This window comes from Streptomyces sp. NPDC001137 (genome assembly GCF_040298885.1).
Lineage (GTDB): Bacteria > Actinomycetota > Actinomycetes > Streptomycetales > Streptomycetaceae > Streptomyces.
Genome location: NZ_JBEPBA010000020.1, coordinates 127,631 through 147,835, shown reverse-complemented (window position 1 = coordinate 147,835; position 20,205 = coordinate 127,631). Strand labels below are relative to the sequence as shown.

Here is a 20,205-nt window from a genome sequence, read left to right as displayed (position 1 = left end):
TCAGTCGCGGGGGAAGTCGTCGGTCTTGAGGGTGAGGTCGACGATGGTGCCGGTGAGGTCGATGTCGGTGCCGAAGTCCACGGACGTCCGTACGGCGTAGTCGCCGTCCTTGGGGTCGGTGTAGACGTGGCACCGCCCCTGATAGGGATCGGCGATGACGTAGACGGGGACCTCGGCGACCGCGTACGCCGTCTTCTTGGGGCCGTAGTCGTTGGCGGCGGTTCCCTTCGAGATGACCTCGGCGACGAACTCGACGTCCTGGTACCGCCAGTGTCCCGTGTCGTCCTTCTGCGCCGCGTCGCTGAGCTTGGCGAGGTCGGGACAGAAGCCGTTCTCAAAGCCCGGGAAGTCGATGCGGACGTCCGAGAACATCCTGGTCTTCCTCCCGAAGCGGTCCACGAAGGACAAGAGGATCTCGCGGATGATTTCCCAGTGAGTGTCCCGCTGTGGCGTCATGTGGACGTTGCCCCCGACGATCTCGACCCTGAATCCCTCGGGGACGGGCATACGCTCAAGGCGCTCGAACCATTCGTCCAAACGCTTGGTGTTGGCGTCGGCGTCGGCCATCTCGATCCTGTCCTCCAGGACGGTCATCGTGGCGCTCCTCCCCGGCTGCCCACGTTCGAGTGCAGCCGCGCAGTACAACGATACGCACGGTGACCGGGACACGCGCCGATCAAGTCACCTTGTTCGAGCCACGTACGGTTCGCCCAGGTCCCACGCCTGATACATCGCCTCCGCGAACGCCTCCGCCAGCCGATGCTCACCGCTCGCGTTGGGATGCGTGCCGTCGTACGTGTCCAAGTGGATGTCGTACGACTCCGGCACCGACGCGAGCAGCAGCGGTGAGGACGGCTCGTCGACGTCGGCGATCGTCTTCGCCAGCAGCTCGTTGAAACGGGTCACCTCCGCCGCGAACGGCGGGTCCGACTCCGCCCGTACGTTCGGGATCACCGGCAGCACCACCATGCGCACCCGCGGGTTCGCCTCCCGCGCCGCCACAACGAACGCCCGCACGTTCTCCGCCGTCTGCTCCGCGTTCGTGTAGAAGCCCAGGTCGATCAGGCCCAGCGACACCAGCAGCACGTCCGCCCGCTGCGTACGCACCGCCTCCCCGATCAGCGGCGCCATGTGCAGCCAGCCCTCGCCCCAGCCCGCCAGATGGGCGCGCGGGAAGTCGGGGTCGGCGTACTCGTAGGACACCGGCGCGTCCGCCGCCTTGTCGTAGAGCGTCTCGCGCGGGCCGACCAGGGCGAACGGGGCGCCGTACGTCTCGCGCAGGTGCTCCCACATCCGGTAGCGCCAGGTGTGCTCGCCCGCGCTTCCGATCGTCATGGAGTCGCCGACCGGCATGAACCTAAGCATCCGCTCATGATGGACGATCGGGGAGGGTTCAGGGAGGGACCAATGGGACGGGTGGGGTGTGAGGCCTGCCACGCGCCCCTGCCCGCGCCCCGCCCGTGAACAGCGGGCCGGGATGGCAGGCTTGGGGACATGCGCCGACCGTTCGCTCTCCTCGCCGGGGTCCTTCTCGTGGGCGCCTTCGCCGTGCCCGCATCCGCCGCCGACGGCGACGGCAAGGGTGACCAGGGGTTCACCATCAAGGACTCGCGCATCACCGAGTCCAGCGGCCTCGCCGCCTCCCATCTGCACCCCGGCGTCTACTGGACCCACAACGACAGCGACGACGGCCCGTACATCTACGCCGTCGACAGCAGTACCGGGAAGACGGTCGCCCGCGTCACCCTCAGCGGAATCGGTTCACCCCGCGATGTCGAGGCGATCTCCATCGGCCCAGACAACCAGATCTACGTCGGCGACATCGGCGACAACCTCGGCGGCAAGTGGCCGTATGTGTGGATCTACCGGCTGCCCGAGCCGAAGAAGCTGGTCGACCAGACCGTGCGGGCCACGCAGTACGTGGTCAAGTACTCGGACGGGGCGCGCAACGCCGAGTCGCTCGTCGTCGATCCCAAGACCGGGCGCGCCTACATCATCGACAAGAACGAGAACGGCGGGCACCTGTACGAGGGACCGGCCACGCTCTCCGCCTCCGGCACCAACTACTTCAGGCCCGTCGCCACCGTCGACCTCTGGGCCACCGACGCCGCCATCTCCCCGGACGACAACCAGCTCGCCGTGCGCGGCTACTTCGGCGGGATCTACTACGACTGGAACGGCGGCAAGCTCAAACGCAAGGGGCGGCTGAACGTTCCGCTTCAGGGGCAGGGCGAGTCCGTCACCTACTCCGTCGACGGCTCGAAGCTCATGTACGGCAGCGAGGGCGCCGACAGCTCCGTGCAGGCGCAGGACGCGCCGGGCGGGAGCAGGGGTTCAAAGTCGCCCTCCGCGAGCGGGAGTTCCAGTGCCTCGGGCGGGAGCAGCGGCGGTGTGGGCGGCAATCTCAAGGTCGGTGCGCTCGCCGTCGCCGTCGCGGCAGCGGTGGTCTTCGGGATCCGGCGGCTGCTGCGCCGCTGACCGACGCCGTAGAGCTTGACGTGTCCATGTGACATGGCTTCCATGGAGGTGCCGGGTTGTGGGAGCGCTCCCACTCGCTCCGGGCCCGCGCCTCCCGAGAGGAAGCAGCGACATGTTCCGCAGCCTGCGAAGAGCGCTGTGCGCCGTTGCCGCGGCGCTCCTGTTACCGCTGGGGCTCGGCGCCTCCACAGCACACGCGGCCGCCGCCCCCGGCGCCGGCTACTGGCACACCAGCGGCCGCCAGATACTCGACGCGGCCGGGCAGCCGGTCCGGATCGCCGGGATCAACTGGTTCGGCTTCGAGACCGGCAACCACGTCGTCCACGGTCTCTGGTCCCGCGACTACAAGTCCATGATCGACCAGATGAAGTCACTGGGTTACAACACCATCCGGCTGCCCTACAGCGACGACATCTTCAAGTCGTCCACTGTCCCCAACAGCATCGACTTCAGCAGCGGCAAGAACGCCGATCTACAGGGGCTCAGCTCCCTCCAGGTCATGGACAAGCTGGTGGCGTACGCGGGCCAGGACGGCCTCAAGGTCATCCTCGACCGGCACCGGCCGGACTCGGGCGGGCAGTCGGCGCTCTGGTACACGGCGGCCGTCCCCGAGTCGACATGGATCGCCGATCTGAAGGCGCTGGCGGCCCGCTACAAGGGCCAGGACGCCGTCATCGGCATCGACCTGCACAACGAGCCCCACGATCCGGCCTGCTGGGGCTGCGGCGACACGGCGACCGACTGGCGGCTGGCCGCCGAGCGGGCCGGCAACGCGGTGCTCTCCGTCAACCCCGACCTGCTGATCTTCGTCGAGGGCGTGCAGACGTACGCCGGCGTGTCGGGGTGGTGGGGCGGCAACCTGATGGGCGTCGCCCAGTACCCGGTGCGGCTCGACGTGGCGAACCGGGTCGTGTATTCCGCCCACGACTACGCGACCAGCGTGGCCCAGCAGCCCTGGTTCAGCGATCCGGCGTTCCCCGCCAACATGCCGGGCGTCTGGGACAAGTACTGGGGCTACATCTTCAAGCAGAACATCGCGCCCGTGTGGGTCGGCGAGTTCGGTACGACGCTCCAGTCGACCGTCGACCAGAAGTGGCTGGCGGCCCTCGTGGACTATCTGCGGCCGACGTCGACGTACGGGGCCGACTCCTTCCACTGGACGTTCTGGTCCTGGAACCCCAACTCCGGTGACACGGGCGGGATCCTGAAGGACGACTGGCAGACCGTCGACACCGTGAAGGACGGGTATCTGGCGAGCATCAAGGCGCCCGGCTTCCCGTCGAACGGCGGCGGAGGAGGGGGCGGGGGTGGCGGCGGTGGTGGCACGGCTGCCTGCACCGCCGCCTACACCGTCAGCAGCGACTGGGGCAGCGGCTTCAACGCCGAGGTGAAGGTGACCAACACCGGGACGAGCGCGATCAGTTCATGGAAGGTGATCTGGACCTGGAGCGGTTCGCAGAAGGTCACGAACATGTGGAACGCGTCGTACACACAGTCCGGGGCGACGGTGACCGCCACGAACGCCGCTCACAACGGGACGGTGGCCGTGGGCGGTTCGGCGAGCCTCGGGTTCGGCGGGGCGCCGGGAGGCGGGAGCGTGCCGACCGTGATCTGCACGGCGGCCTGAGCGACGCGACCCGTCCGGTGGCATGAGGGAGGGGGCGCCCGGCAATCGGCCGGGCACCCCCTCCGTGTCGTCCACGCGGCCGGGGCCGCCGGATCACAGCTGGTTCAAATTTTCGGTCGGGATGTTCTCCGGCGGCATGCTTTTCCGAAAAGATCGCGCCAGGACCGCCAACCTTCCGACCCTTGCCCAACCCCCCATGCTCTGAAGGACCTTCATGAGAAGAAGTACAGCCGTGCTGTGCGGTGCCACCGTCGTCCTCGCCGGCTCGCTCACCGCCGTCCCGGCCCAGGCCGACGCCTCGCAGTCCGCGCAGTCCGCGCAGTCCGCGCAGGCGTCGAGCATCACCTGGAAGAAGTGCGGCACGGACGACTACCCGACCCTCCAGTGCGGGTCGGTGAAGGTGCCCCTGGACTACGCGAAGCCCACGGGGCGGAAGATAACCATCGCCCTGTCCCGCGTGCCGCACACAGCGCACCGCTACCAGGGCCCGCTGCTGGTCAACCCCGGCGGCCCCGGCGGCAGCGGCCTGACCCTCGCCGGCTTCGTCGCGTCCGCGCTCCCCAAGGCGGTCGCGAGCCAGTACGACGTCATCGGCTTCGACCCGCGCGGCGTCGGCAAGAGCAAGCCCGCCCTGGACTGCGTGCCGGGCTACTTCAACCCGGTCCGCCCGGACTCCGTGCCCAGCACGGCCGCGATCGAGAAGGCCAACCTCGCGCGCGCCAAGTCCTTCGCCAAGGCCTGCGGCACCAAGTACAAGGACGTGTTGCCGTACATCAACACGATCAGCGCCGTGAAGGACATGGACTCGATCCGCAAGTCCCTCGGCGCGAAGAAGATCAACTACTTCGGCTACTCGTACGGCACCTACCTGGGCCAGGTCTACGGCAAGCTCTTCCCGAACCGGGTGCGCCGCCTGGTGCTGGACTCCATCGTCGACCCCGACGGGGTCTGGTACGACGACAACATCGGGCAGGACTACGCCTTCGACGCCCGGCACAAGGCGCTGATGGCCTGGATCGCCAAGTACAACAGCACGTACAAGCTCGGCACCGACCCGGCCAAGATCGAGGCCAAGTGGTACGCGATGCGGGCGGACCTCGCCAAGACGCCGGCCGGCGGCAAGGTGGGGGCCTCCGAGCTGGAGGACATCTTCATCCCCGGCGGGTACTACAACGGCTACTGGCCCACGCTGGCCAAGGCGTTCGCGTCCTACGTGAACGACAAGAAGACCGACCTGCTGGTCAAGGCGTACGAGAGCATCGCGGCCATCGACGCCTCCGGTGACAACGGCTACAGCATCTACACCGCCGTGCAGTGCCGTGACGTCTCCTGGCCGCGCGACTGGAAGCAGTGGCAGAAGGACAACTGGAAGGTGTACTCCAAGGCCCCGTTCATGGCCTGGAACAACGCCTGGTACAACGCGCCGTGCGCGTTCTGGCCCACGAAGACCCTGAAGCCGGTGAACGTCGCCAACTCCAAGCTCCCGCCGGTGCTCCTCTTCCAGGCGACGGACGACGCGGCCACCCCGTACCAGGGCGGCGTCACCGTGCACCGTCTGCTCAAGCACTCCAGCCTGGTGGTGGAGCAGGGCGGCGGCAACCACGGCATCTCGCTGAGCGGCAACGCCTGCCTCGACAAGTACCTGGTGAAGTACCTCACCGACGGCACGGTGCCGCGCGGCAGCGGTGTGGCCGACGCGGTCTGCAAGAAGACCCCCGACCCCAAGCCGGAGGCCGCGGCCTCGGTGATGTCCGCGGCGACCGCCGGACAGCCGGCCACGGCGCCGAGCGGGGCCCGTCTGCACGGTCTCCTCGGCTTCCGCGGCTGAGCCGACAAGCGCTGAAGCAGCACTGAAGCAGGACCGAACAAACAGGGCGCCCGGTGAACACCGGGCGCCCTGCTCGTCGTCGAAGGACGTCAGCCGCGCACCGGCATGATCCCGTGGAGCTTGGGGGCGTTGAGCATGCTGACGCCGGTGTAGCGCAGGCTCCTGAGGAAGAACAGGGGAGCGGCGAGGAACATGAGGGCGATCGCGATGATGCTGATGGGGAACAGGACCGGCTCCGACTGACCCTCGGGCAGCGTCTTGCCGCCTTCGTGGACGGCGTAACCGAAGGCCACGACGAGGACGAGCACGGACAGTGCGGCAAGGGTCCGCAGGATGGTGGTGGTCCTGCGGGTGCCGGCCTCGTCGCGGACCTCGGCCAGGACGGCGACGTCGCACGCCGAGCAGGTCAGTTCCACGGTGTGCTTGCCCGATGCCGGCCGGCGCACCCGGTGCCGGGTGTCCCGCCAGGTGATCGTGCGGGTCTTGGTCAGCACGCCGGTCGTGTTGTCGCTGAGGATGTGGCGCACCGCGATCTGCACGGTGCCCGGTATCGGTCTGTTCATGCCACGGCCGTACCCAAGGAACAGGGCCCCGTCACCGACAGGGCCCTGCAACAAGCTGCGGAACTACGGGGTTTGACGCGGGAGTTACAGCTTCTCGATCACGTAGTCGATGCACTTCGTCAGCGCCTCGACGTCCGCCGGGTCGATCGCCGGGAACATCGCGACGCGCAGCTGGTTGCGGCCCAGCTTGCGGTAGGGCTCGGTGTCGACGATGCCGTTGGCGCGCAGGACCTTGGCGACGGCGGCCGCGTCCACCTCGTCGGTGAAGTCGATCGTGCCGATGACCTGGGAGCGCTTGGCCGGGTCGGTGACGAACGGGTTGGCGTACTTGATGTCCTCGGCCCAGCCGTAGAGCGTGCGGGCGGAGGTCGCCGTGCGGCGGACCGCCCAGTCCAGACCGCCCTGGCCGTTGAGCCACTCCAGCTGCTGGTTCAGCAGGAAGAGGGTGGCGAGGGCCGGGGTGTTGTACGTCTGGTTCTTGCGGGAGTTGTCGATCGCCGTGGGGAGGCTGAAGAACTCCGGGACGTGGCGGCCGGACGCGTGGACGCGCTCGGCGCGCTCGATCGCGGCCGGGGAGAAGACGCCGATCCACAGGCCGCCGTCGGAGGCGAAGGACTTCTGCGGGGCGAAGTAGTAGACGTCCGTCTCGGAGACGTCCACCGGGAGGCCGCCTGCGCCGGAGGTGGCGTCGACCAGGACCAGCGCGCCCTCGTCGGCGCCGGCCACGCGCTTGATCGGCATGGCGACACCGGTGGAGGTCTCGTTGTGGGTGAAGGCGTAGACGTCGACGCCCGCCTCGGCCTGCGGGTCCGGGTGCGTGCCCGGGTCGCTCGCGATGACCGTCGGCTCGGCCAGCCAGGGGGCCAGCTTGGCCGCCTTGGCGAACTTCGAGGAGAACTCGCCGAAATTGAGGTGCTGCGACTTGTTCTCGATCAGGCCGTGGGTCGCGATGTCCCAGAACGCGGTGGAGCCGCCGTTTCCGAGGATCACCTCGTAGCCCTCGGGCAGGGAGAACAGCTCACTGATGCCCTCGCGCACCTTGCCGACCAGGTTCTTGACCGGGGCCTGGCGGTGGGAGGTGCCGAGGAGGGAGGTACCGGTCGCGGCCAGCGCGTCCAGCGCTTCCGTCCGCACCTTGGAGGGGCCCGCGCCGAAACGTCCGTCGGCGGGCTTGATGTCAGCGGGAATCTGGATCTCAGCCACGGGGTGAGGTTAGCTCTTTCGCGAAACGTGGGTGAAACCTCGTCCGTCGGGTGAGACGGCGGTGTCGTGCGCGTCGGAACCGGGGGCTGCGCCCCCAGACGCCCCTTCGGCCTGAACGGCCTCGTCCTCAAACGCCGGACGGGCTGAGAGGCTGGCCCCATGGTGGATCTCGAGGCACGTTTGCGCGAGGTTGTCCGGGGTGAGGTGCGGTTTGACGTTGCCGCCCGGGCGCTGGTCACGATGGACGCGTCCAACTATCGGCGTGTCCCGCTGGGGGTGGTGGCCCCGTCAGACGCCGACGACGTGGCCGCCGTGCTGGAGGTCTGCCGGGCGCACGGGGTGCCCGTCGTGCCGCGCGGGGGTGGCACCTCCATCGCCGGGCAGGCCACCGGGACCGGTGTCGTGCTGGACTTCACCCGGCACATGAACCGGATCGTGTCACTGGACGCCGAGGCCCGTACGGCCGTCGTCCAGCCGGGGCTCGTTCTGGACCGGTTGCAGGAGGCCGCCGCGCCGCACGGACTCCGGTTCGGCCCCGATCCCTCCACGCACAGCCGCTGCACGCTCGGCGGGATGATCGGCAACAACTCGTGCGGCTCGCACTCGGTGGCGTGGGGGACCACCGCGGACAGCGTGCGGGAGCTGGACGTGGTCACCGGGCGCGGGGAGCGGCTGCGGCTCGGGCAGGGGTGGGGCGGGGCGCCGGACGGGCTGCGGGGACTGGTGGAGGGGGAGTTGGCGCGGCTGCGGACCGGGTTTCCGGAGCTGCCCCGCCGTATCTCCGGGTACGCGGTGGACGCGCTGCTGCCGGAGAAGGGGGCCGATGTCGCCCGTTCCTTCTGCGGGAGCGAGGGCACGCTGGGGGTGTTGACGGAGGCCGTCGTACGGCTCGTCGAGGCGCCACGCGCGCGTGCGCTGGCCGTGCTGGCGTACGCCGACGAGAGTGCGGCGGCGGAGGCCGCGGCCGGGCTGCTGCCGTACGGTCCGCTGACGGTGGAGGGGATGGCGGCCGATCTGGTGCCGGCCACGGCGGGGCTGCCGCGGGGCGGGGCCTGGCTGTTCGTGGAGACCGGCGGGGAGACGGAGGCGGAGGCACGCGCGCGTGCCGAGGCGATCGTCCGGGCCGCCGATGTCGTCGACTCGCTCGTCGTCACCGATCCGGGCGGTCAGCGGGCGCTGTGGCGGATCCGGGAGGACGCCAGTGGTACGGCGACCCGGATGCCGGACGGGAGCGAGGCCTGGCCGGGCTGGGAGGACTGCGCGGTGCCGCCCGCGCGGCTCGGCGCCTATCTGCGGGACTTCAGGCGGCTGCTGACCTCCCATGGGCTGCGCGGCACCCCGTACGGGCACTTCGGGGACGGCTGCATCCACGTCCGTATCGACTTCGACCTGCTGAGCGAGGCGGGCGTCGGGCGGTTCCGGCGGTTCTCGCAGGAGCTCGCGGACGTGGTCGTGGCGCACGGCGGATCGCTGTCCGGGGAGCACGGGGACGGGCAGGCGCGGGCGGAACTGCTTCCGAGGATGTACGGCGAGGACATGGTCGCCCTCTTCGGGCGGGTGAAGGGCGTCTGGGACCCCGACGACCTCCTCAACCCCGGCATGCTGGTCCGTCCGGCCCCGCTCGACGCGAACCTCCGCTTCTCCGTGCTGCCGCGCGAGCCCGTCGACGTGGCCTTCGGCTACCCGGCCGACGGCGGCGACTTCTCCGCGGCCGTACGGCGCTGCGTGGGCGTCGCCAAGTGCCGTACGACCTCCGCGCCCGGGACGTCCGTCATGTGCCCGTCCTTCCGGGCGACCGGCGAGGAGGAGCACTCCACGCGCGGGCGTGCCCGGCTGCTGCACGAGATGCTGGCCGGCGAGGTCGTCACCGACGGCTGGCGGTCGGCCGAGGTGCGGGACGCGCTCGACCTGTGCCTGTCCTGCAAGGGGTGCCGCTCCGACTGCCCGGTCGAGGTCGACATGGCCACCTACAAGGCGGAGTTCCTGCACCACCACTACGCGGGGCGGCGCCGCCCGGCCGCGCACTACAGCATGGGACGGCTGCCGGTGTGGCTGCGGCTGGTGGCCCGCACGCGCACCGCCCGGCTCGTCAACCTCCTCGCCTCCGTCGGCCCGCCCGCGGCGCTCGCCAAGCGGCTGGGCGGGATCGCGCCCGAGCGGCGGATTCCGCGGGTGGCGACCGAGACGTTCACCCGGTGGTTCGGGCGCCGGGCCAGGGCGCGGGAGCGGCGGATGATCCGTGAGCTGGGACTGGAGTACGAGGAGTCCTTCGGCAGGCCTGTCCTGCTGTGGCCGGACACCTTCACGGAGCACCTCTCGCCGGAGGTGGGGAAGGCGGCCGTGCGGGTCCTGGAGGCGGCGGGGCTGACGCCGGCCCCGCTGCCCAGGCTGCCCCGGCACCGCCCCGTCTGCTGCGGGCTGACGTACCTCTCGACCGGCCAACTCGACCGCGCCCGGGAGGTGTTGCGCCGGACCCTCGACCAGCTCGACGTCCTGGTCCCCCCGGGCGCGGCCGAGACCTTCCCGCCCTTCGTCGTCCTGGAACCCAGCTGCGCCGCGGCCCTGCGCACGGACCTGCCGGAGCTGCTGCACGACGACCCGCGCGCCGCCCGCCTCGCCGCCTCGGTCTTGACCTTCGCGGAGGCGCTGGAGCGCTACGCCCCCGACTGGGTGCCGCCCGCCCTCGACCGCCCGGTCACCGGCCAGACCCACTGCCACCAGCACGCGGTCCTCGGCGACGGCGCGGATCGCCGGCTGCGCGAAGCCGCGGGGCTCACCGGGGAGTTGGCGGGCGGCTGCTGCGGCCTTGCGGGCAACTTCGGCTTCGAGAAGGGCCATTACGAGGTGTCGGCGGCCTGCGCGGAGGAACAGCTGCTGCCGGCGGTGCGGGATGCGGCTGAGGAGACGGTCGTGCTGGCGGACGGGTTCTCCTGCCGGACGCAGTTGGAGCAGCTCGCCGGGGTGCGCGGAAGGCATCTGGCCGAGGTGCTGGCGGACGGACTGGGGAAGGGGCGCTCGCTCTCAGCTTCATAAGGCCCCGTCTTCCACGACGAGGAGCCCTGGTCCGGCATCTGAGGCCGCCGTGTCCAGCATGCAGGACAGCTGTAAAACGGGTTCACACGCCTGACCAAGTGCACTACCCTGGACCTGGCAGTGCATCGCGATGAACAAACCGTGAACCCCGAGCCGAGCACCTGGACCGCCCGTGACCAGCCCCAGCACCACCACCTCTCCGTCAGCGGTGCACACCCCGACGGCCCCGCACCGACGTGGCTCCCTCGGCCCGGTCGGCCTGGTCCTGTCCGGGGGTGTCTCGGTGCAGTTCGGCGCCGCCCTGGCGGTGAACCTGATGCCACGGGCGGGCGCGCTCGGCGTGGTCACCCTCCGCCTCCTCGCCGCGGCCGTCGTCCTGCTGCTGGTCTGCCGCCCCAAGCTGCGCGGCCACTCGCGCACCGACTGGGGCACAGTGATCGTCTTCGGTATCACCCTGGGCACGATGAACGGCCTCTTCTACCAGGCGGTCGACCGCATCCCGCTCGGCCCGGCGGTGACCCTGGAGGTCCTCGGTCCGCTCGCCCTGTCGGTCCTGACCTCCCGCCGCGCGCTCAACGTCGTCTGGGCCGGACTCGCCCTCACCGGCGTCTTCCTGCTCGGCGGCGGAGGCTTCGACGGCCTCGACCCGCTCGGCGTCACCTTCGCGCTGGGCGCGGGCGCCATGTGGGCGGCGTACATCGTCTTCAGTGCGCGTACGGGCCGACGGTTCCCGCAGGCGGACGGGCTGGCGCTGGCCATGGCGGTCGGGGCGCTGCTCATGCTCCCGCTGGGGATCGCCGAATCCGGCGCGAAGCTCACCGACCCGACGACGATCGCGCTGGGCTCGGCCGTGGCCATCATGTCCTCGGTGCTCCCGTACACCCTGGAACTCCTGGCCCTGCGCCGCCTCCCGGCGTCCACCTTCGCGATCATGATGAGCCTGGAACCGGCCCTCGCCGCGACCGCCGGCTTCCTCATCCTCGGCCAGTCCCTCTCCGCCTGGCAGGCCGCCGCGATCGCCCTGGTCATCGGGGCGAGCATGGGGGCGGTGCGGACGCAGGTGGGGCGGGGGAAGGCGCCGGTGCCGGAGGCCTGACGGCCGGTGCCGGACGCGGTCAGCCGCCGGGCTTCTCCCAGACCGACACGTGCTGTCGGCTGTCGCTGGTGAACGGTTCGCGGGTCCAGCCGTCCCACCGCTCGCACGGCCGCATCCCGGCCAGCCGGGCCATGAGGTCCAGTTCCGAAGGCCAGACGTAGCGGAACGGGACGGCGAGATACGAACCGTGGCCCTCGCCGTCGATCCGCACATGATGCGAGCTCATCGACTGGGTGGCGACGTCGTAGAGATCGAACCCGAGCCGTCCGTCTTCCACCCGGAACGGTACGGCGTTCTGCCCAGGCGGCAGCCGGCGCAGATCGGGGACGCCCACCTCGACGACGAAGCGGCCGTCGGGCTCCAGATGCTCGGCGACGTTGCGGAAGCAGTCGACCTGGTCGTCCTGCGAGGTCAGGTTGTTGATCGTGTTGAAGACCAGGTACGCCAGCGAGAACCGGCCCTCCGCCTTGGCCGTCGCGAAGTCTCCGATCGTCACGCCGATCGCGTCACCCCCGGGCTTGGCCCGCATCCGCTGGACCATCGCCCGGGACATGTCGATGCCGTGCACCTCGACGCCTCTTCGCGCGAGCGGCAGCGCCACTCGTCCCGTCCCGATGCCGAGTTCCAGCGCCCGCCCGCTCCCGGCAAGCTCCGCCAGCAGGTCGACCACCGGATCCAGCCGGTCCGCCGCGAACATCTCCGCCGTCGACTCGTCGTACCCCGCCGCCACGGATTCCCCGAAGTAACCGTCCTCATCGATCACCGGAGGACCGTACTGCCCGGGCTGCGGGCGGCGCGCCCCAATTTTCAGCAGTTCGCGCCGTAGCGGACGCAACCGGGTGGCGGGGAGTGGTCGTGGTTCCACTCGCGCTGCGCGGCCGTCAGCGCTCCGCCGGCCAGGAGGGCCACCAGCAGGTGTGCGACCACGGTCCAGCGAGCACGGAAGACTCCCGCGACGACCGCCAGGACGAGTACGGCGATCTGCAGTTCCCGTAACCGCTCCATGTGCGCGAGGGCAGCAGCGTTGATCCGCGCCTGGTCCCCCTGCGCCGCCCATACCTCCAGCCCGTAGCCGTATATCCAGTCCAGCACGAGCCACCCCGCCTCCAGCAGGAACAGCGGGATCGCGAGGGCGAGGTCCACGCCCAGCCGCGTTCTGCGCGACCAGGGCAGGCGGCGGGCCGGGCGTACGAGGGTGTCGGTCATGCGTGCAGCGTGCCGCGCCGGGCGGCGACACGCATGAGCACCCGTACTCAGCCGCGAGCGTTCTCGACGGCACCTCGGACGAAGGCGGAGAAGGCGGCGGGGCTGAGGGTGAGGATCCCTGCCGGGGGGTTCTTGGAGTCGCGGACGGCTATGCATGCGGCCAGGGGTGCTATTTCCACGCAGTCACCTCCCGTGTCGCCGCTGTATGACGACTTACGCCACCGCGCTCCGGTCAGGTCCTGATGGTTTTGCATACCGTTCCTCCCGTACACCGGCGATCAGCGCTGCCGAGTCCTCGACCGAGAGGGCCGCGGCCTGAAGATGATCGTAACGGGCTGAACCTTCCTTGAAAGCGTCCGTGTTGGCCGTCATGTGCCCCTGGATGAAGTCCTCCGTGTACACGATGTCCGGGTCGTTCGCGAAGCGCAGGAGGTTGAACGAGCCCATCAACCCGGTGTGCGCGCCCGCTCCGAACGGCAGCACCTGGATGTCCAGCCACTTTCGCTCCTGCATGGTCAGCAGATGCGCCAGTTGCTCCCGCATGACCTCCCGGCCACCGACTTCCTGATGCAGCACCGCCTCGCTCAACACCACCCACATCACCGGCGGTTCGTCCCGGTCCAGGATGCGCTGCCGATCCAGCCTCGCCGCCACCTTGGCGTCGAGGTCGCCGTCCTCGCGGACCCCGAGGAGCGCTCGCGCGTACGCGGGGGTCTGCAGCAGCCCGTAGACCACCTGGGCCTGGAACGCGGAGATGTACGCCGCCCGCGCCTCCATCTCCGCATACGGCTGAAACCAACTCGGCAACTGGTTGCGCAGAACCAGCCCCACCAACCGCGAAAACGTCCCGTCCGTCCCCAGCGCCGCATCCACCCGCTCGGAGAACTCCCGCGTCGGCACCCTCAGCGTCGTCTCGACCTGGCCGACCAGCGACCCCGTACAGAACACGATCGAACCGAGGGCCGCTTGAGTCAGCCCCGCTGCCTCCCGAGCACGCCGTAGCTCGAAGCCGTAGTAGTCCAGCGGAGACGCACTGGGATCAAGTTCGCGGATATGCACGGCGATCACCTCCATTCACCGAGGGTAGCCATTCGGTTGCGGACAGGTCTCCAGCCTGTGGAAAACAAATTAATGCAAGCACGCTTGCTTGTTTCTGGGCCTCCTGCCATGCTCGCCCCATGGCTGACCCGACGCCCGTGATCGACGATCTCTGCGCGGAGAGCGAGGAACTCGACCTGCTCGTGGCCGAGTTGAGCCCGGAGCAGTGGGCGCTCGCGACCCCGGCGCCCGGCTGGACCGTCGCCCATCAGATCGCGCATCTCGCCTGGACCGACCACTCCTCCGTGCTGGCCGTGACCGACCAGGACGCCTTCGCCCGCGAGGTCGAGAAGGCGCTGGCCCAGCCCGGGGACTTCGTGGACAACGGCGCGGAGGAGGGCGCCCGGAAGCCGCCCGAGCAGTTGCTCGCGGACTGGCGGGCCGGGCGCAAGGCCCTGGCGGACGCCCTCCGTGCGGCGCCGACGGGGGCGCGTTTCCCCTGGTACGGCCCTCCGATGTCCGTCGCCTCCATGGCCACCGCCCGCCTCATGGAGACCTGGGCGCACGGCGGGGACGTGGCGGACGCGCTGGGTGTGGCCCGCACCCCCACCGACCGGCTCCGGCACATCGTCCGCCTCGGCGTCCGCACCCGCGACTTCGCCTTCGGCGTGCACGGGCTGACTCCGCCGTTCGAGGAGTTCCGTGTCGAACTGACCGCCCCGAGCGGCGAGTTGTGGGTCTACGGCCCCGAGGACGCCACGGACCGCGTGACCGGCCCCGCCCTCGACTTCTGCCGCCTGGTCACCCAGCGCGCCCACCGCACCGACCTCGCCCTGCGCACGGAGGGCTCCGAGGCCGACCGCTGGCTCGACATCGCCCAGGCCTTCGCGGGCCCGCCGGGTGACGGACGCCCGCCGAAGGGCGGCGGCACCGCATGACGGCGACCCTGCGCATCGGCAACGCCTCCGGCTTCTACGGCGACCGCTTCGACGCCATGCGGGAGATGCTCACCGGCGGTGAGCTGGACGTGCTGACCGGTGACTATCTCGCCGAGCTGACCATGCTGATCCTGGGACGCGACCGCCTGAAGGACCCCGCCGCCGGATACGCCCGCACCTTCCTGCGCCAACTGGAGGAGTGCCTCGGCCTCGCCCACGAACGCTCCGTCAAGATCGTCACGAACGCCGGTGGCCTCAACCCCGCCGGACTCGCCGACGCCGTACGGCGGTTGGCGGACCGGCTCGGCATTCCCGTCCGTGTCGCACATGTCGAAGGTGATGACCTCAAGGCCGGCTACCCGGACAGTCTCGCCGCCCACGCCTATCTCGGCGGCTTCGGCATCGCGGCCTGCCTCCGGGAGGGCGCGGACGTGGTCGTCACGGGGCGCGTGACGGACGCGGCGCTGGTCACCGGGCCCGCCGCCGCGCACTTCGGATGGGGAACGGGCGACTACGACCGGCTCGCGGGAGCCGTCGTCGCCGGGCATGTGCTGGAGTGCGGGGCGCAGGCCACCGGCGGGAACTACGCCTTCTTCAGCGAACGCGCGGGCGACCTCCGGCGCCCCGGCTTCCCCCTCGCCGAGATCCACGAGGACGGCAGCTGCGTCATCACCAAACACCCCGGCACGGGCGGTTTCGTCGACGTCGGCACGGTCACCGCGCAGCTGCTGTACGAGACGGCCGGCGCCCGCTACGCGGGACCGGACGTGACGGCCCGCCTGGACACCGTCCGCCTCACCCAGAGCGGCCCCGACCGCGTCCGCGTCGAAGGCGTGCGCGGCGAGGCCCCGCCGCCCACCCTCAAGGTCGGCCTCAACCGCCTCGGCGGCTTCCGCAACGAGGTCGCCTTCGTCCTCACCGGCCTCGACATCGAGGCCAAGGCCACGCTCGTACGGGAACAGATGGAGGCCGCCTTCGCGGACGCCAAGTCCCGGCCGCACGAGGTCAGTTGGGAGCTCGTCCGCACCGACCGTCCCGACGCCCCGACCGAGGAGACGGCGAGCGCGCTGCTCCGGCTCGTCGTGCGGGACCCGGACGAGCGGATCGTCGGGCGGGCACTGAGCGGAGCGGCCGTGGAACTGGCACTGGCCAGCTACCCCGGCTTCCATGTGCTGGCGCCACCCGGAAAGGGCGCGCCTTATGGGGTCTTCGAGGATGTGTACGTCCCCCATGGAGCCGTCGACCATGTGGCGGTCCTCTACGACGGGCGCCGGGTTCCCATAGCCCCGGCACACGACACGCTCGTACTCGCGAACCTCCCGAGCCCGGAGTTGCCCGAACCCCTCCCTGGCGGGCCCACCCGGCGCGCCCCGCTCGGCCTCGTCGCCGGCGCCCGCAGCGGCGACAAGGGCGGGAACGCCAACGTGGGCGTGTGGGTGCGGACGGACGAGGCGTGGCGGTGGCTGGTCCACGAGCTGACGGCGGACCGTTTCCGCGAACTGCTCCCGGAGAGCCGCGAGCTGCCCGTCACCCGGCACGTCCTGCCGAACCTGCGCGCCCTCAACTTCGTCGTCGAGGGCATCCTCGGCGCGGGCGTCGCCGCCCAGCACCGCTTCGACCCGCAGGCCAAGGCCCTCGGCGAATGGCTGCGCTCCCGCCACCTGGACATCCCGGAGGCCCTCCTGTGACCGTTCTGCCGACCACCCTGGACACCAGCGGCCCGGACTACCGGGCGGCCCGCGAGGCCATGCTCGCCAAGCTGGCCGACCTCGACGCCGAGCACGCCAAGGCCCTCGCGGGCGGCGGCGAGAAGTACGTCGAACGGCACCGCAGGCGCGGCAAGCTGCTCGCCCGTGAACGCATCGAACTGCTCCTCGACCCGGACACGCCCTTCCTGGAGCTGTCCCCGCTCGCCGCCTGGGGCAGCGAGTACGCGGTGGGCGCCTCGCTCGTCACCGGCATCGGCGTGGTGGAGGGGGTCGAATGCCTGATCACCGCCAATGACCCGACCGTACGCGGCGGCGCCAGCAACCCCTGGTCGCTGAAGAAGGCCCTGCGGGCGAACGACATCGCGCTCGCCAATCGCCTCCCCTGCATCAGCCTGGTGGAGTCGGGCGGCGCCGATCTGCCCTCCCAGAAGGAGATCTTCATCCCCGGGGGCGCCATCTTCCGGGACCTGACGAGGCTGTCGGCGGCCGGCATCCCCACCGTCGCCGTCGTCTTCGGGAACTCGACCGCCGGAGGCGCGTACATCCCCGGCATGTCCGACCACGTGATCATGGTCAAGGAACGCGCGAAGGTCTTCCTCGGCGGCCCGCCCCTGGTCAAGATGGCGACCGGCGAGGAGAGCGACGACGAGTCCCTCGGCGGCGCCGAGATGCACGCGCGCGTGTCGGGTCTCGCCGACTACTTCGCCGTAGACGAGCCGGACGCCCTTCGCCAGGCCCGGCGGGTGGTCGCCCGCCTCAACCACCGCAAGGCTTACGGCGATCCGGGACCGGCCGAACCCCCCAAGTACCCAGCCGAGGAACTCCTGGGCATCGTCCCGGAGGACCTCAAGACCCCCTTCGACCCGCGCGAGGTCATCGCCCGGATCGTCGACGCCTCCGACTTCGACGAGTTCAAACCGCTGTACGGGGCGAGTCTGACGACGGGCTGGGCCACGCTCCACGGCTATCCCGTGGGGGTGCTGGCGAACGCCCAGGGGGTCCTCTTCAGCGAGGAGTCCCAGAAGGCCGCCCAGTTCATCCAGCTGGCCAACCAGCGCGACATCCCGCTCCTCTTCCTGCACAACACCACCGGCTACATGGTCGGCAAGGAGTACGAGCAGGGCGGCATCATCAAGCACGGCGCGATGATGATCAACGCGGTCTCCAACTCGAAGGTGCCCCATCTGTCGGTCCTGATGGGCGCCTCCTACGGCGCCGGTCACTACGGCATGTGCGGCCGCGCCTACGACCCCCGCTTCCTGTTCGCCTGGCCCAGCGCCAAGTCGGCCGTCATGGGCCCGCAGCAGCTCGCCGGAGTCCTGTCCATCGTCGCCCGGCAGTCGGCGGCCGCGAAGGGCCGGCCGTACGACGAGGACGGCGACGCCGCCCTGCGCGCCATGGTGGAGCAGCAGATCGAGTCCGAGTCGCTGCCGATGTTCCTGTCCGGGCGGCTCTACGACGACGGCGTCATCGACCCCCGCGACACCCGCACGGTCCTGGGCCTGTGCCTGTCCGCCATCCACACCGCGCCGTACGAGGGTGCGCGCGGCGGCTTCGGCGTCTTCCGGATGTGAGGCTCATGATTACGTCTGTCCTGGTGGCGAACCGCGGCGAGATCGCCTGCCGTATCTTCCGCACCTGCCGTGAGTTGGGAATCCGAACGGTCGCGGTGCACTCCGACGCCGACGAAAACGCCCTCCACGCGCGCGTGGCCGACACGGCGGTACGGCTGCCCGGCGCGGCGCCCGCGGACACGTACCTGCGCGGCGACCTGATCGTGAAGGCGGCCGTCGCCTCCGGCGCGGACGCCGTCCACCCCGGCTACGGCTTCCTCTCCGAGAACGCCGACTTCGCACGCGCCGTCATCGACGCCGGCCTGACCTGGATCGGACCGCCCCCCGAGGCGATCGAGGCGATGGCGTCCAAGACACGCGCCAAGGAGCTCATGGGCATCGCCTCCCTGGAACGAGGGCGGATCACCGAGGCCGATCTGCCCGTCCTGGTGAAGGCGGCCGCGGGCGGCGGAGGGCGCGGGATGCGCATCGTGCGCCGCCTGGAGGACCTCGACGCCGCCCTGGAGGGCGCACGCGCCGAGGCCGCGAGCGCTTTCGGCGACGGCGAGGTCTTCGTCGAGCCGTACCTGGAGCACGGCCGCCACGTGGAGGTCCAGGTCCTCGCCGACAGCCACGGCACGATCTGGACCCTCGGCACCCGCGACTGCTCCCTCCAGCGCCGCCACCAGAAGGTCATCGAGGAGGCCCCGGCACCCGGCCTCCCGGACAGCCTCGTCGAGGACCTGTACGCGCTGTCGACACAGGCCGCGTGCGCCGTCGCCTACGAGGGCGCCGGCACCGTCGAGTTCCTGGTCGCCGACGGCCGGGCGCACTTCCTGGAGATGAACACCCGCCTCCAGGTCGAGCACCCCGTCACGGAGGCGGTCTTCGGCATCGACCTGGTGGCCCTGCAGATCCGTGTCGCCGAAGGCCACCGCCTGGAGAACGACCCTCCACGCGCGCGTGGCCACGCGATCGAGGCCCGCCTCTACGCCGAGGACCCGGCGAACGACTGGACCCCGCAGACCGGCACCCTGCACCGCCTGACCGCCCCCGAAGGCATCCGCCTGGACACCGGCTACGGCGACGGAGACGCCATCGGCGTCCACTACGACCCCATGCTCGCCAAGGCCGTCGCCCACGCCCCCATCCGCGCGGAGGCCGTCCGCGCACTCGCCGGAGCCCTGGAGCGCACCACGATCCACGGCCCCACCACCAACCGCGACCTCCTCGTCCGCTCCCTGCGCCACCCGCAGTTCACCTCGGCCGCCATGGACACGGCCTTCTACGACCACCACCTCCACGAACTGACCACCCCGACCCCGGACCCGTACGCCCCCCTGGCCGCCGCCCTCGCCGACGCCCGCTCCCATCCCTCCCGCTTCGGCGGCTTCCGCAACCTCCCCTCCCAGCCGCAGACCAAGCGGTACGCCATGGCGGGCGAGGAACACGAGGTCCACTACCGCCACACGCGGGCGGGCCTGGAGGCGGACGGGGTACGGGTCGTACACGCGGACGCGCGTCTCGTCGTACTCGAAGTGGACGGCGTACAGCGGAAGTTCGAGGTGGCACGGTACGGCGACGACGTGTACGTGAACACCACCCGCCTGACCGCCCTGCCCCGCTTCCCCGACCCGACGACGCAGCACGCCCCGGGCTCCCTCCTCGCGCCCATGCCGGGAACGGTCGTCAAGGTCGCCGAGGGCTTGACCGTAGGAGCGCCTGTAAAGGCCGGAGAGCCCCTCCTGTGGCTGGAGGCGATGAAGATGCAACACAAGATCACAGCACCGGTCACAGGGACGCTGAGCGCCTTGGAAGTAGTACCTGGCCAACAGGTATCGGTCGGCGAATTGCTGGCGGTGGTGGAGGAAACGTAGGGGGCGCGGGACTGCATCGATTTGCGGCTACCGCCGCGTGAGCGCGACCAGCCACA

General features: G+C 70.5%; 17 protein-coding genes. 9 read left to right on the top strand and 8 right to left on the bottom strand.

Features of this window, described 5'->3' with window-relative positions; all coding sequences use genetic code 11:
• Window positions 1-594: a Uma2 family endonuclease gene (locus ABT254_RS32780; RefSeq protein WP_351478109.1), complete on the bottom strand. Its 594-nt coding sequence runs from the start codon at window positions 592-594 to the stop codon at window positions 1-3.
• A gap of 87 nt (window positions 595-681) precedes the next feature.
• Window positions 682-1,365, bottom strand: coding sequence for an SGNH/GDSL hydrolase family protein (locus ABT254_RS32775; RefSeq protein WP_351478105.1), 684 nt, complete (start codon window positions 1,363-1,365; stop codon window positions 682-684).
• 129 nt (window positions 1,366-1,494) lie between these two features.
• Here ABT254_RS32775 and ABT254_RS32770 point away from each other — a divergent pair, with 129 nt between their 5' ends.
• From ABT254_RS32770 to ABT254_RS32760, 3 genes are all read left to right on the top strand, one after another.
• Window positions 1,495-2,478 carry a WD40 repeat domain-containing protein gene (locus ABT254_RS32770; RefSeq protein WP_351478102.1) on the top strand — a complete coding sequence of 328 codons (984 nt, stop codon included), beginning with the start codon at window positions 1,495-1,497 and terminating at the stop codon, window positions 2,476-2,478.
• A gap of 112 nt (window positions 2,479-2,590) precedes the next feature.
• A complete protein-coding gene (locus tag ABT254_RS32765; protein WP_351478099.1) occupies window positions 2,591-4,105 on the top strand; it encodes a cellulase family glycosylhydrolase in 1,515 nt (504 codons plus the stop codon).
• 214 nt (window positions 4,106-4,319) lie between these two features.
• A complete protein-coding gene (locus ABT254_RS32760; RefSeq protein ID WP_351478096.1) occupies window positions 4,320-5,933 on the top strand; it encodes an alpha/beta hydrolase in 1,614 nt (537 codons plus the stop codon).
• A gap of 89 nt (window positions 5,934-6,022) precedes the next feature.
• Here ABT254_RS32760 and ABT254_RS32755 read toward each other — a convergent pair whose 3' ends face one another.
• A complete protein-coding gene (locus ABT254_RS32755; protein WP_351478093.1) occupies window positions 6,023-6,496 on the bottom strand; it encodes a hypothetical protein in 474 nt (157 codons plus the stop codon).
• Window positions 6,497-6,580: 84 nt separating this feature from the next.
• Entirely contained in the window at window positions 6,581-7,699 is a 1,119-nt protein-coding gene (serC, locus tag ABT254_RS32750) for a phosphoserine transaminase (protein ID WP_351478091.1), read from the bottom strand.
• A 159-nt stretch (window positions 7,700-7,858) separates the two neighbouring features.
• Between serC and ABT254_RS32745 the strand changes: the two genes are divergently transcribed.
• Both ABT254_RS32745 and ABT254_RS32740 read left to right on the top strand, forming a co-directional pair.
• Window positions 7,859-10,732, top strand: coding sequence for an FAD-binding and (Fe-S)-binding domain-containing protein (locus ABT254_RS32745; protein ID WP_351478088.1), 2,874 nt, complete (start codon window positions 7,859-7,861; stop codon window positions 10,730-10,732).
• Between the two features lie 172 nt (window positions 10,733-10,904).
• Window positions 10,905-11,828 (top strand): EamA family transporter, encoded by a 924-nt coding sequence (locus ABT254_RS32740; RefSeq protein ID WP_351478085.1) that lies wholly within the window; start codon window positions 10,905-10,907, stop codon window positions 11,826-11,828.
• Window positions 11,829-11,847: 19 nt separating this feature from the next.
• Here the strand turns inward: ABT254_RS32740 and ABT254_RS32735 are convergent, their stop codons facing one another.
• From ABT254_RS32735 to ABT254_RS32720, 4 genes are read right to left on the bottom strand one after another with little or no spacing between them, the layout of a single operon-like run.
• Window positions 11,848-12,591 carry a class I SAM-dependent DNA methyltransferase gene (locus ABT254_RS32735; protein ID WP_351478082.1) on the bottom strand — a complete coding sequence of 248 codons (744 nt, stop codon included), beginning with the start codon at window positions 12,589-12,591 and terminating at the stop codon, window positions 11,848-11,850.
• Between the two features lie 44 nt (window positions 12,592-12,635).
• Complete coding sequence (locus tag ABT254_RS32730) at window positions 12,636-13,034, bottom strand: DUF6234 family protein (RefSeq protein WP_351478079.1); 399 nt, start codon at window positions 13,032-13,034, stop codon at window positions 12,636-12,638.
• Between the two features lie 47 nt (window positions 13,035-13,081).
• On the bottom strand, window positions 13,082-13,213 hold the full coding sequence (locus ABT254_RS32725) for a DUF397 domain-containing protein (protein ID WP_351478076.1): 132 nt from the start codon (window positions 13,211-13,213) through the stop codon (window positions 13,082-13,084).
• Window positions 13,214-13,247: 34 nt separating this feature from the next.
• Window positions 13,248-14,108 (bottom strand): helix-turn-helix domain-containing protein, encoded by an 861-nt coding sequence (locus ABT254_RS32720; protein ID WP_351478074.1) that lies wholly within the window; start codon window positions 14,106-14,108, stop codon window positions 13,248-13,250.
• Between the two features lie 104 nt (window positions 14,109-14,212).
• Here ABT254_RS32720 and ABT254_RS32715 point away from each other — a divergent pair, with 104 nt between their 5' ends.
• Genes ABT254_RS32715 through ABT254_RS32700 form a run of 4 tightly spaced genes read left to right on the top strand, consistent with a single transcriptional unit; the run spans window position 14,213 to window position 20,149 of the window.
• Complete coding sequence (locus tag ABT254_RS32715; RefSeq protein ID WP_351478071.1) at window positions 14,213-15,010, top strand: TIGR03084 family metal-binding protein; 798 nt, start codon at window positions 14,213-14,215, stop codon at window positions 15,008-15,010.
• Window positions 15,007-16,698, top strand: a complete 1,692-nt coding sequence (locus ABT254_RS32710; RefSeq protein ID WP_351478068.1) for an acyclic terpene utilization AtuA family protein — start codon at window positions 15,007-15,009, stop codon at window positions 16,696-16,698. Before ABT254_RS32715 ends, ABT254_RS32710 begins: the two co-directional genes overlap by 4 nt.
• Window positions 16,695-18,293, top strand: a complete 1,599-nt coding sequence (locus ABT254_RS32705) for an acyl-CoA carboxylase subunit beta (RefSeq protein WP_351478065.1) — start codon at window positions 16,695-16,697, stop codon at window positions 18,291-18,293. The genes ABT254_RS32710 and ABT254_RS32705 overlap by 4 nt, the downstream gene beginning before the upstream one ends.
• A 5-nt stretch (window positions 18,294-18,298) precedes the next feature.
• On the top strand, window positions 18,299-20,149 hold the full coding sequence (locus tag ABT254_RS32700; RefSeq protein WP_351478063.1) for an acetyl/propionyl/methylcrotonyl-CoA carboxylase subunit alpha: 1,851 nt from the start codon (window positions 18,299-18,301) through the stop codon (window positions 20,147-20,149).
• Window positions 20,150-20,205 lie beyond the last annotated feature (56 nt).

Excerpts from the sequence above, each read along its gene's own strand:
- ABT254_RS32780 (WP_351478109.1), bottom strand. The coding sequence starts at position 594 with ATGACCGTCCTGGAGGACAGGATCGAGATGGCCGACGCCGACGCCAAC.
- ABT254_RS32775 (WP_351478105.1), bottom strand. The coding sequence starts at position 1,365 with ATGCTTAGGTTCATGCCGGTCGGCGACTCCATGACGATCGGAAGCGCG.
- ABT254_RS32770 (WP_351478102.1), top strand. The coding sequence starts at position 1,495 with ATGCGCCGACCGTTCGCTCTCCTCGCCGGGGTCCTTCTCGTGGGCGCC.
- ABT254_RS32765 (WP_351478099.1), top strand. The coding sequence starts at position 2,591 with ATGTTCCGCAGCCTGCGAAGAGCGCTGTGCGCCGTTGCCGCGGCGCTC.
- ABT254_RS32760 (WP_351478096.1), top strand. The coding sequence starts at position 4,320 with ATGAGAAGAAGTACAGCCGTGCTGTGCGGTGCCACCGTCGTCCTCGCC.
- ABT254_RS32755 (WP_351478093.1), bottom strand. The coding sequence starts at position 6,496 with ATGAACAGACCGATACCGGGCACCGTGCAGATCGCGGTGCGCCACATC.
- ABT254_RS32745 (WP_351478088.1), top strand. The coding sequence starts at position 7,859 with ATGGTGGATCTCGAGGCACGTTTGCGCGAGGTTGTCCGGGGTGAGGTG.
- ABT254_RS32730 (WP_351478079.1), bottom strand. The coding sequence starts at position 13,034 with ATGACCGACACCCTCGTACGCCCGGCCCGCCGCCTGCCCTGGTCGCGC.
- ABT254_RS32720 (WP_351478074.1), bottom strand. The coding sequence starts at position 14,108 with ATGGAGGTGATCGCCGTGCATATCCGCGAACTTGATCCCAGTGCGTCT.
- ABT254_RS32715 (WP_351478071.1), top strand. The coding sequence starts at position 14,213 with ATGGCTGACCCGACGCCCGTGATCGACGATCTCTGCGCGGAGAGCGAG.
- ABT254_RS32710 (WP_351478068.1), top strand. The coding sequence starts at position 15,007 with ATGACGGCGACCCTGCGCATCGGCAACGCCTCCGGCTTCTACGGCGAC.
- ABT254_RS32700 (WP_351478063.1), top strand. The coding sequence starts at position 18,299 with ATGATTACGTCTGTCCTGGTGGCGAACCGCGGCGAGATCGCCTGCCGT.